Here is a 12,361-nt window from a genome sequence, read left to right on the forward strand (position 1 = left end):
CATCTAATACAATCGTACTAGAAACTCCATTAACCGTATAAGTAATGGTAGCATTTGCCGTTCCTACAAAATCTATAGTAGCCGATGTACCAGCACATATAGAAGGTGTAGTAGTCGAAATTGAAACCGTCGGTAAGGGATTAACTGTTACGGTGGCACAAGCAGTTAATGTTTGTGTACATGCTGGTGTAGTGTTAGAAGTTACGCTAACTAAACAATAAACAGAATTTGCTGTTAATGTAGGTGTAGTTATTGTTCCCGTTCCTGAAGCATTTAAAACAATTGTCTGGTTAACTCCAGAATCAACTGAATAAGTTACCGTAGCATTTGCAGTTCCTGTTATAGTTACAGTTCCTGTTGTACCAGAACAAACCGTATTGGCTACTATAGTCGCTGTTGGCAATGGTAACACTGTAATAGTGGCACAAACATTAGTGAAAGTTGTAGTACAAGCTGGTGTAGTGTTTGAAGTTATATCAACTAAGCAGTACTCAGAATTTGCTGTCAAGACAGGTGAAGTTATTGACCCATTTCCTGAACCATCTAAAACAATCGTCTGATTAATACCTGCATCAACTGAATAAGTTACCGTAGCATTAGCTGTTCCCGTAATAGTTACAGTTCCTGTTGAACCTACACATGTTGTATTAGCTGAAATTGTAGCTGTTGGTAATGGTAATACATTTATAGTTGCACAAACATTAGTCAGCGTTGCTGAACAAGCTGGTGTAGTAGCAGAAATAACTTCATCAACACAATAAACTGAATCTGAAGTTAAAACTGGTGACGTTATCACTGCAGTTCCAGATCCGTTTAAAATTATAGTTTGAATTGCTCCACTATCTACCGTATAATTAACCGTAGCATTTGGAGTTCCTGTAATAGTTACAGTACCTGTTGTACCTTCACAAATAGTATTGGCCGAAATTGTAGCTGTCGGTAATGGCAATACAGTTACAGTAGCCGAACCATTTACAACTCGAGTACAGTTTTCAACTGAAGTTACGTCAACTAAAGAGTAAGTAGCATTAGATGTTAAAATAGGTGTAGTAATTGTTGCTGAACCCGAACTATCTAAAACAACAGTTTGAGTAGCTCCTAAATTATCTAAATAACTAACAGTAGCTCCGGGTGTTCCACTAATTGTAACAGTAGCCGTTTGACCCGAACAAATTGTATTTGCACCAATACCTGCTATTGGTAATTCATTTACTATTAAAAGAAATGAAGCTGTACTATATTGAGTAGGGTTTGCATTACTCTCCATACGAACATAGATCACTTGATTTGGACCTCCAACATAGGCTGTTGGTGGTGTAGCTAAATCATTATTTGCATCAGCTCCAGCTTGACTTAAGTGATATGTTATAGTGAAATTTGATGCTGTTAAACCTCCTAAAACTGCTGCGTTTTGACTTGTTAAATCAAAAGCCTCAACACCATCTGGTGAATTATTTACATCACAAACAATCATGTCTGGTGGTGTACTAGCTTGACATGGAGAAACAATGGCGTCAAATTGAGTAGTTTGAGCACATGTAAAACCAAGACCTTCAACTCTTACATAAAAAGTTGTTACTATTGTGGTTGTTGTTTGTAGTGCTGGTATTTGATTTATATTGTCTATTGCATCTTGCATAGTTGCATAGAAAAAAACTTCATAAGTAAAAGGATCTAAACCATTTAAAATGGTAGCAGAATTTTCGCTTAAATCAAAATTATAGTTACAACTAAATAAATCATTTGGATTATTATTAATTACAAAACCAGGTTGATATTCAACAACCACACAATCCGTTTGAGTACATGCACTTCCAACAAATCCATTAGAAGTAGTAACACAATATGTTCCGGGACTAGTTACGGTATAAGAAGGTCCTGTTTCACCTGTCATAATAACGGGTCCAGAACCAGTATCAACTGTCCATTCAAAAATAAAATCAGCAGGATCTAAACCTGTATCTAAAACTCTTATATCTCCAGGACAAGGTGCTAAGCCATTAGCAATAGTCATATCAGATTCTTCAAGACCAACAGCACCGTCTCCTGGCTGATAAGTAATATTTACAGATCCGAATCCTGAATAAAAACTTGCATACCCAATTGTACCTGATTCTCCAAAAACTCCAACCGCTGTTGATCCTGTGGATTCTACTTTTACATTTCCTGTGTAACCTGCAATTCTATATGTAACCCAGTTTGGATTACCTAACACAGGCTGTGGAAATGCTGTAGTTACAGTTCCATTTATAGAAACAACAGATCCTGCAACAGCTAATAAAATAATATTAGAAGTAAATGAATTAGAGGTACCTATAGAGTTGATACTAGGAATTAAATCAACAACTTTTGGATAAGAACAACTTAATGGAGGAATAAAGTTTAAACCTACTGTATAAGTTTGTACATCACCAGCTAAAACTTGATAAAGATAAACTGGTTTATCCGTTTCAATATACATATTTTGATTAAATACTCCTTGATAATATGAAAAAGGAACAATATAATAGTCTCCTGTATTTATAGTCGCTACTGGAGCAACAATACCATTTACAAATATTTGTGTGTTATTTTGAGTTGCTATTACTATAGGTAATTCAGTTTCAGAAGTTCCATTACCTTTAACTACCACATATTCCATTCCAATTTGTTCAATAGGAACGATTTGATCCAAACATATGTCATTACCCCCTGGAGCAGGATTTGTAGTCATATTACCCGTAGTAACAGCAACTGGTTTTGTTGAAGTTAAACGAGCCCCAATAAATCCATTTAAATTTGCGGGTACATTTGTATATCCAGACAAAACGACAGATTGGCCCGCTTGTAAAGCAAATGTTTGTGATCCATTATTGTTAGTTCCAGTTGAAGTAGTAAAAGTAACACCAGAATCATAATCAGAAACCGTTACCGTTGTATTGTTTTCTGTAGCCATAAAACTAGAAACAAAATTTCTACTAGAATCATCCGAATTTTGAGGCACACTACCTAATCTAAAATCTTTACCTAGACCTGCTCTTCCTTTAGAAACAAATACTTCACCATGAGCAATAGACCTGATTTTAAAAGTTACATAAAACTCTGCTGATCCTGTCAATATAAGTCCATCATCGCCAGAAACTGTATGTAAACCCGCTTGAGTTACAAACATATCAGACGGCTGTCCATTTCCAACTGTAAATTGTGTAGGGTTACCTGCAGAAACTGTATAGGTTCCAACAGCAAGTCCATTTCCATTTGTAACTGTTACTTGAAAAGGTGTTGCTACTGGTGTAGAAAGATACACAACATGCTCACCAACATTAGAAGCGCTTCTTGAATGCAATGGTGGAAGCCAGTGCTTATCACTAAGTTGACCAAACATAAAAGATGTAAACAATAATGTAAATAGTAAATATAAACGCATTTTAATATATTTTTAAGAAAGTAAAAATAAAAAAAAAAATGATGTATGTTGTCAATTATACCTTTTTTTATAAAAAATCTTTAATATAAACCTTATTTTAGTGCATTTTTAACATTAAAATTTTAAAATATAACAAAATAACATTTTTTTGATAAAAATATAACAATAAAAAAGCTCCTACGCCTTATTAAAAATTAAAAAACAAGCTTATTCTTTATATATTAAAAAATAAGTGCTTAATCTAAAAACAAAAAACCATCTAAAGAGATGGTTTTTGTTTTTAACTGAAAAGAATATTTACAAATCAAATCCTAATTTAACTTCTAATTTTGAAGCGATAATTTTGGTGATTCGTTGTTTTAATTCAGGAATTTTAACACTTTCCAAAACTTCGTTGCAAAAAGCAAACATTAATAAAGCTCTTGCTTCTTTTTTTGGAATTCCACGTTGTTGCATATAAAACATTGCACTTTCATCTAATTGTCCAATGGTACAACCGTGAGAACATTTAACATCATCAGCAAAAATTTCTAATTGTGGTTTTGCGTTTATTGTCGCTTTTTCGCTAAGTAAAATGTTGTTATTTTGTTGAAACGCATTTGTTTTTTGCGCTTCTTTTTCAACATAAATTTTACCATTAAAAACACCCGTTGCACTATCACCAATTATAGTTTTATAATTTTGATGACTTTCGCAATTTGGTGTTGCGTGTTGCACTAAAGTGTAATGATCTACGTGTTGTTTATCACCAATAATCGTAATTCCTTTTAAAGTACTGTCGATATGTTCACCAAAGTGATAGAAGTTTAAGTTATTTCTAGTTATGTTTCCACCAAAAGAAAATGTATGAACTGAAGCTCTACTTTCTTGTTTTTGAGAAATATAAGTATTGTCAATTAAATTTGCTGTTAGGTTATCATTCTGGATTTTATAATAATCAACAATGGCTCTTTTTTGAGCATAAATTTCAGTAACCGAATTTGTTAAAACAGGATTACTATTTAAGCTTTGATGTCTTTCTATGATTTGAACATGTGCATTTTCTCCAACGATTACTAAATTTCTTGGTTGAACCATTAAGGCATCTTCAACTCCAGTAGAAAAATAAATAATTTCGATGGGTTTATCTGCAATTTTGCTTTTCGGAATATTGATGTAAGCACCTTCCAGAGAAAAAGCAGTATTTAATGATGTTAACGTTTCATCTTTACTAGCAATTTTATTGAAATATTCATCAATAATCATTTTATATTTTGGCTTTGTTAAGGCAGACGCCATTAAACAAACATCAATACCTTCATGAGTTGTTGCCGATAAAAACGAGCTGAATTTTCCATCGATAAAAATCACTTTATATGTATCAACTTCGTGTAAAAAATATTTTTTTACCTCAGCAAATTCAACTGAATTTTCTTTTTTAGGAAAAACAGAAAAATCGTTTTTTAAGATTGTGTTTAACGATGTATATTTCCAAGCTTCTTCCTTTTTAGTTGGAAACCCTTTATTTTCGAAATTTTTTATAGCATTTGTTCGCACATCATGTAATGCAGAAGAAGTATCTATTTTTTCTTCAAAAGCCATGAAAGACGAAACTAATTTTTCTTTTAAATCCATTTTTATTGTTTCAGGTTTCAGGTTTATTTTGTTTCAGTAGTTAACCTGAAACTAAAAAAACTTGAAACAAATTTTTAAACTAATTCAGCTTTAATCCAATCGTATCCTTTTTCTTCTAATTCTAAAGCTAGTTCTTTTCCACCAGACTTTACAATTTTTCCATCCATCAATACGTGAACAAAATCAGGAACAATATATTCTAATAATCTTTGGTAATGTGTAATTACAACAACAGCATTGTCCTTGCTTTTTAATTTATTTACCCCGTTTGCAACGATTCTTAAAGCATCAATATCTAAACCTGAATCCGTTTCGTCCAAAATTGCTAATTTCGGTTCTAACATTGCCATTTGGAATATTTCGTTACGTTTCTTTTCACCACCAGAAAACCCTTGGTTTAAAGAACGTGATAAAAACTTACGATCAATTTCTAATAATTCAGATTTCTCACGAATTAATTTTAGCATTTCGTTAGCTGGCATATCTGCCAAACCTTTTGCCTTACGTGTTTCGTTTATAGCTGTCCTCATGAAGTTTGTTACTGAAACTCCTGGGATTTCAACTGGATATTGAAAGGATAAGAAAACTCCTTTATGAGCTCTTTCTTCTGGAGCTAATTCTGAAATATCTTCTCCATCTAACTCAATAGAGCCTTTAGAAACTTCATAATTTTCATTTCCAGCAACGATTGATGCCAACGTACTTTTTCCAGCACCATTTGGACCCATTATAGCATGAACTTCTCCGGCTTTTACTACAAGATTAATTCCTTTTAATATTTCTTTATCTTCAATTGAAGCGTGTAAATTTTTTATTGATAACATTTTATTCTTTATTTTAAACCATTAAGGCATTAAGATTCATTAAGATTTATCCAACACTTCCCTCAAGGGAAATTTCTAATAATTTTTGAGCTTCTACAGCAAATTCCATCGGTAACTTATTCAACACTTCTTTACTAAAACCATTTACGATTAATGCAATAGCTTTTTCAGTTGGAATTCCACGTTGGTTACAATAGAAAACTTGATCTTCACCAATTTTTGAGGTTGTAGCTTCGTGTTCTATTATTGATGATGTATTTTTACTTTCAATGTATGGAAAAGTGTGTGCACCACATTCATTTCCCATTAATAAACTGTCACATTGAGAAAAGTTACGGGCATTTTCTGCTCTCGCTGAAATTTGAACCAAACCTCTATAACTGTTTTGTGATTTTCCAGCAGAAATACCTTTTGAAATAATTGTTGACTTAGTATTTTTTCCTAAGTGAATCATTTTTGTACCTGTATCTGCTTGTTGGTAATTATTCGTTACAGCAATTGAATAAAATTCTCCAATAGAATTATCTCCTTTTAAGATACAAGAAGGATATTTCCATGTTACGGCTGAACCAGTTTCTACTTGTGTCCAAGATATTTTTGCGTTTTTCTCACACAAACCTCTTTTGGTAACGAAATTATAAACTCCACCTTTTCCTTCTTTGTTTCCAGGAAACCAGTTTTGAACGGTAGAATATTTAATTTCTGCATCATCTAAGGCAATTAATTCAACAACAGCAGCGTGTAATTGATTTTCATCACGACTAGGAGCAGTACATCCTTCTAAATAAGAAACATAACTTCCTTCGTCTGCAATTAAAAGTGTTCTTTCAAATTGACCTGTTCCTGCTTGATTAATTCTGAAATAAGTGGATAGTTCCATTGGGCAACGAACACCTTTAGGAATATAACAGAAACTTCCATCAGAAAAAACAGCTGAATTTAAAGCAGCATAAAAATTATCTTTTTGAGGAACTACTGTTCCTAAATATTTTCTAACTAATTCTGGATGTTCTTTAATAGCTTCAGAAATACTCATAAAAATGATTCCTTTCTCTCCTAACGTTTTCTTGAAAGTTGTAGCAACTGAAACAGAATCTACAACTATATCCATGGCTACATTATTCATTTTCTTTTGTTCATCGACAGAAATACCTAGCTTTTTGTACATGGCTAATAATTCTGGATCAACATCGTCTAATGTTTTGTTTGGATCCACTTTTTTAGGAGCTGAATAATACGAAATGGCTTGAAAATCTGGTTTTGCATAATGAACATTTGCCCATTCTGGTTCAATCATTTCTTGCCAAGCTCTAAAAGCTTCTAATCTCCATTCTGTCATCCATTCTGGCTCTTCTTTCTTTAAAGAAATTGCTCGAACGATGTCTTCATTAAGACCAATAGGGAAAGTTTCCGAGTCTAATTCGGTGTAAAATCCGTATTCGTATTCTTTATTTTCTAATTCGACTTTTAAATCGTCTTCTGTGTATTTTGACATTTTGTTTTTTTATTGATTAAAGTGAAAAACTTTCCCCACAACCACAAGTTCTTTGTGCGTTTGGATTGTTAAACACAAAACCTTTACCATTTAATCCTCCCGAAAACTCTAATATTGTTCCAGCTAAATAAAGAAAACTCTTTTTTTCCACTGCAATTTTTATACTATTATCTTCAAAGACTTTATCGTTTTCTCTTAATTCTTTGTCAAACTTTAATTCGTATGACAAACCAGAGCACCCACCACTTTTTACGCCTACTCTAACAAAATCTTGAGTAGCGTCAAAACCATCTTCTTGCATCATAGCAAAGATTTTTTTGCTTGCTGTATCAGAAACTTTTATCATTTGTTATTTTGATTTTGTCTAAATTAACGGCAAATATAAGGTATTTAGCTCTTTTTACAATGGATACTAACATTTTTATAACTTATGAGACTATAAAATAGATTTATACCTAAAACCTTTAATTGAATATAGCTTTTTTTGTAACTTGCAATCAAATTTTTAAAATGAAATTATATCCTATTGAAGCCGGAAATTTTAAATTAGACGGTGGAGCTATGTTTGGTGTTGTTCCTAAAACTTTATGGAATAGAACAAATCCAGCTGATGAAAACAATTTAATTGACATTGCCGCAAGGTGTTTGTTAATAGAAGATGGAAATCGTTTAATTTTGATTGATACTGGAATGGGTAACAAGCAATCTGATAAGTTTTTTGGTTATTATTCACTTTGGGGAAATCATTCTATTGATAAATCCTTAGAAAAATATGGTTTTCATCGTGATGATGTTACAGATGTATTTATGACACATTTGCATTTTGACCATTGTGGAGGAAGTGTAATTTGGAATAAAGATAGAACTGGTTATGAAGTAGCTTTCAAAAACGCAAAATACTGGACTAATGAAAACCATTGGGAATGGGCAACCAAACCAAACAATCGTGAAAAAGCTTCTTTTTTACATGAAAACATAATTCCAATACAAGAAAGTGGTCATTTAAATTTTATTAAAAGACCAGATAATGCCTTACTAGAAAAATCTGAATTAGGTTTTGGAATATTCTTTGCAGATGGACATACAGAAAAGCAAATGATTCCAATGATTAATTATAATGGTGAAACTTTTTGTTTTATGGCAGATTTATTACCAACTGCTGGTCATATTCCTTTACCTTATGTAATGGGTTATGATACGAGACCATTATTAACTCTTGGAGAAAAAGAAATTTTCCTTGAAATGGCTGCTGAAAAAAACTTTAAATTAATTTTAGAGCACGATGCTCATAACGAAATTATAACCGTTCAAAAAACAGAAAAAGGTATTCGTTTGAATGAGATATTAACCTGTAATGAGGTTTTTAATCTTTAATATGTAACTTTTTAAAAAAATAATTGTCTAATAAATATAAATAAATTCAAAATAATGAGAACATTTAAACCCTTTTATGTATCTGCTGCATTAGCTCTTTTATTAGCTAGTTGTGGTGGAGTTTCACAAATGGTATCAACTCCTGTTGAAAACATTGATGCTATTCAAACAAAAACAACTAAATTAACTGAAAACGAATTACAACGTTGGAGCCACTTAGATTTAGTTAAAGACTCAGTTCCTGGAATGAGTGTTGATAAAGCATTTTCTGAATTACTTAAAGGTAAGAAAAGCACTAAAGTAATTGTTGGAATTGTTGATTCTGGTGTTGATATTAATCATGAAGATTTAAAATCAGTAATTTGGGTAAACCCAAAAGAAATTGCTGGAAACGGAATTGATGATGACAAAAACGGTTATATTGATGACATTAATGGATGGAATTTCTTAGGAAACTCAGTTGACGAACAATTAGAAATGACAAGAATTGTTAAAGCTGGACCAACCGCTCCTGACTATGCTAAAGCAAAAGCTGAATTAGATGGTGAAAGAGAAGGTGCTCTTAAAAGTAAAGAAATGTATGAAGGTTATTTAAAATCTGTTAAAGACATGCAAGATTTTCTTAAAAAAGAAGATTTTAATCTAGCTGATGTAAAAGCAATAACTTCTGATAATGAAACAGTAAATAATAACAAAACATTCTTTACTAGAGTTTTATCAAGATCTACTGTAGCAGATTTTACTGAGCAAGTAAAAGGTGGAGTTAAACATTTTAACGATCAATTAAATTATAACTTAAACCCTGATTTTGATGGTCGTAAAGTTGTTGGAGATAACCCAAATGACATAAACGATACAAAATATGGAAACAATAATGTAGTTGGACCAAACCCAGAAGATGCTTTACACGGAACTCACGTTGCAGGAATCGTTGCTCAAGTTAGAGGAAACGGAAAAGGTGGAGATGGTGTAGCTGATAATGTTGCAATTATGGCTGTTAGAGCTGTTCCAAACGGAGATGAATACGATAAAGATATTGCTTTAGGAATTCGTTATGCTGTTGATAATGGTGCAAAAGTAATAAATGGTTCTTTTGGAAAATATTATTCTCCTCATAAAGAATGGGTTATGGACGCTTTGAAATATGCTGCTAAAAAAGACGTATTAGTAATTTTTGCTGCTGGTAATGATTCTAAAGACTTAGATGTACACAATAAATACCCAAGTGATTCATATGATGGTGCTCCTGAAATTTCAGATAATGTTTTAATCATTGGTGCTTTAAATGCAACATACAGTTCTAATATGGTAGCTCCATTCTCTAATTATGGTAAAAACAATGTAGATGTATTTGCTCCAGGAATGCAAATTTATGCTACTACTCCAAATAATAATTACAGATACTTACAAGGAACTTCAATGGCTTCACCAAACGTTGCTGGAGTTGCTGCTTTAATTCGTTCTTATTACCCAAAATTATCTGCTTCTCAAGTAAAACAAATTATTATACTTAGTGGAACACCATTGAAAAATGCTATTTTAGTTGATGAAGATCAACACGATGCTAATTTTGCTGAAATTTCAAAATCTGGTAGAATAGTAAATGCTTACAATGCATTACTTATGGCTTCAAAAATGTAATATAACTTTTTAAGTTTCAAATATAAAACCACAAAGTCATACCAATACTATGCTTTGTGGTTTTTTTAAATAAATCACTATGAAAAAAACACTTTTAATTACTCTAATTTCTTTTATTGGATTTGCACAAAACAATCCTAATCCTGGTTATTGGCAACAACATGTTGACTATAAGATGGATGTGAAAATGGATGTGAAAAACTATCAATATACAGGAACACAAGAATTAGTTTACACCAATAATTCTGCTGATACTTTACGAAAAGTTTATTATCATTTATATCCAAATGCTTTTCAACCGGGAAGCGCAATGGACATTCGTTTGCAAACTATTTCTGATCCAGATAAACGAATGGTAAGAAAATTTAAAGTTGCCGAAAAAGAAGTTACTGAAAGTAGAATTAAAGCACTAAAGTCTGATGAAATTGGATATTTAAAAATTTCAAATTTCAAACAAAACGGTAAATCAGCAACTACAAGAGTAGTTGGAACAGTTTTAGAAGTTACTTTGGCTGAAGCTATTTTGCCAAAATCAAAATCAAATTTCTCATTAACTTTTGATGGACAAGTTCCTTTACAAGTTCGACGTTCAGGAAGAAACTCTGAAGAAGATGTGGCTTTATCCATGACGCAATGGTATCCGAAAATGGCTGAATATGACTTTGAAGGTTGGCATGCTGATCCTTATATTGGTCGTGAATTTCACGGAGTTTGGGGAGATTTTGATGTAAAGCTAACAATCGATAAAGACTACACAGTTGGTGGAACTGGTTATTTACAAAACAAAAACGAAATTGGACACGGTTATCAAGATAAAGGAATTGAAGTTAAGTATCCTAGAAAAACCAAAGAGTTAACTTGGCATTTTGTAGCTCCAAATGTGCACGATTTTACTTGGGCAGCAGACAATGATTATATTCATGATATTTTGATTGGTGAAAACAATGTAGAACTTCATTTTCTTTACAAAAACAAAACAGAAAACTTAGAAAACTGGAAGAAAATGCAGCCTAAAACAGCTGAATTATTAGCTTTTTTTAATAAAAATGTTGGACCATATCCATACAAACAATACTCAGTTATTCAAGGTGGTGATGGTGGAATGGAATATGGAATGTGTACTTTAATCACTGGAAACAGAAGTTATGGAAGTTTAGTTGGTGTCACAGCGCACGAGTTTGCTCATTCTTGGTTTCAATTTGTATTGGCTTCAAATGAATCTAAGCATGAATGGATGGATGAAGGTTTTACTTCATTTATTTCAGATTTAGCAATGGATGTAGTAATGCCTCCAAAAGAAAAAGAAGATAATGTTTTTGAAAGCGCTTACAGAAATTATACTTATTTGGCTAATTCAGGAAAAGAACAACCATTATCAACTCACGCTGATCGTTATGATTATAATATGGGTTATAGTATTGGAGCTTATAGTAAAGGGGAAGTTTTCTTAGCTCAATTAGGCTATTTAATAGGAAGTGATAATTTAATGAAAACCTTAAAACGTTATTATTACGATTATAAATTAACGCATCCAACGCCAAATGACATTAAAAGAAGTGCTGAAAGAGTTTCAGGTGCAAATTTAGATTGGTATTTAGTGGACTGGACACAAACTACAAACACAATTGATTATGCCATTCAAGGTTTAGAAGAAAATAACGGAAAAACAACTTTAACGCTAGAAAGAAAAGGCAGAATGCCAATGCCAATTGATTTATTAGTTGTTTATGAAGATGGTTCAAAAGAAACGTTTTACATTCCAAATACGCTAATGCGTTTTGAAAAAGAAAACCCTTATTTAGACATAAAAAGAACTGTTTTAAACGGATGGGATTGGGCTTACCCAACTTATTCTGTTTATATTCCAAAAACGAAATCGTCTATAAAAGCAATTGTTATTGATCCTAGCGGATTGATGGCCGATGTTAAAAGAGATGATAATGTTTACGAGAAAAAATAACCTCAACAAAATTGAAAAAAGCTGTCTATTTTACGACAGCTTTTTTT

At 32.2% G+C, this 12,361-nt stretch carries 8 protein-coding genes; 3 read left to right on the forward strand and 5 right to left on the reverse strand.

The features are described 5' to 3' along the window. The 5 genes from AAC008_RS12275 to AAC008_RS12295 form a co-directional block, all read right to left on the reverse strand. The coding region (locus AAC008_RS12275) for a hypothetical protein (protein ID WP_339889578.1) at positions 1–3,406 on the reverse strand (3,406 nt) is incomplete at its 3' end. A 297-nt stretch (positions 3,407–3,703) separates the two neighbouring features. Further along, positions 3,704–5,020, reverse strand: coding sequence for a Fe-S cluster assembly protein SufD (gene sufD / locus AAC008_RS12280; RefSeq protein ID WP_339889579.1), 1,317 nt, complete (start codon positions 5,018–5,020; stop codon positions 3,704–3,706). Between the two features lie 74 nt (positions 5,021–5,094). Beyond that, the gene (gene sufC, locus AAC008_RS12285; protein WP_339889580.1) at positions 5,095–5,844 is read right to left on the reverse strand and encodes a Fe-S cluster assembly ATPase SufC; all 750 of its coding nucleotides are present in this window, start codon (positions 5,842–5,844) and stop codon (positions 5,095–5,097) included. Between the two features lie 46 nt (positions 5,845–5,890). Next, complete coding sequence (gene sufB / locus AAC008_RS12290) at positions 5,891–7,339, reverse strand: Fe-S cluster assembly protein SufB (protein ID WP_339889581.1); 1,449 nt, start codon at positions 7,337–7,339, stop codon at positions 5,891–5,893. Between the two features lie 16 nt (positions 7,340–7,355). After that, complete coding sequence (locus AAC008_RS12295) at positions 7,356–7,685, reverse strand: iron-sulfur cluster assembly accessory protein (RefSeq protein ID WP_339889582.1); 330 nt, start codon at positions 7,683–7,685, stop codon at positions 7,356–7,358. Between the two features lie 164 nt (positions 7,686–7,849). Between AAC008_RS12295 and AAC008_RS12300 the strand changes: the two genes are divergently transcribed. The 3 genes from AAC008_RS12300 (at position 7,850) to AAC008_RS12310 (ending at position 12,314) form a co-directional block, all read left to right on the forward strand. Beyond that, complete coding sequence (locus AAC008_RS12300; protein ID WP_339889583.1) at positions 7,850–8,713, forward strand: MBL fold metallo-hydrolase; 864 nt, start codon at positions 7,850–7,852, stop codon at positions 8,711–8,713. Between the two features lie 54 nt (positions 8,714–8,767). Continuing rightward, positions 8,768–10,354 (forward strand): S8 family peptidase, encoded by a 1,587-nt coding sequence (locus AAC008_RS12305; protein ID WP_339889584.1) that lies wholly within the window; start codon positions 8,768–8,770, stop codon positions 10,352–10,354. A gap of 79 nt (positions 10,355–10,433) precedes the next feature. Continuing rightward, positions 10,434–12,314 carry a M1 family metallopeptidase gene (locus AAC008_RS12310; RefSeq protein ID WP_339889585.1) on the forward strand — a complete coding sequence of 627 codons (1,881 nt, stop codon included), beginning with the start codon at positions 10,434–10,436 and terminating at the stop codon, positions 12,312–12,314. Positions 12,315–12,361 lie beyond the last annotated feature (47 nt).

Source organism: uncultured Flavobacterium sp., from assembly GCF_963975515.1.
In the GTDB taxonomy this organism is placed as follows: Bacteria; Bacteroidota; Bacteroidia; order Flavobacteriales; family Flavobacteriaceae; genus Flavobacterium.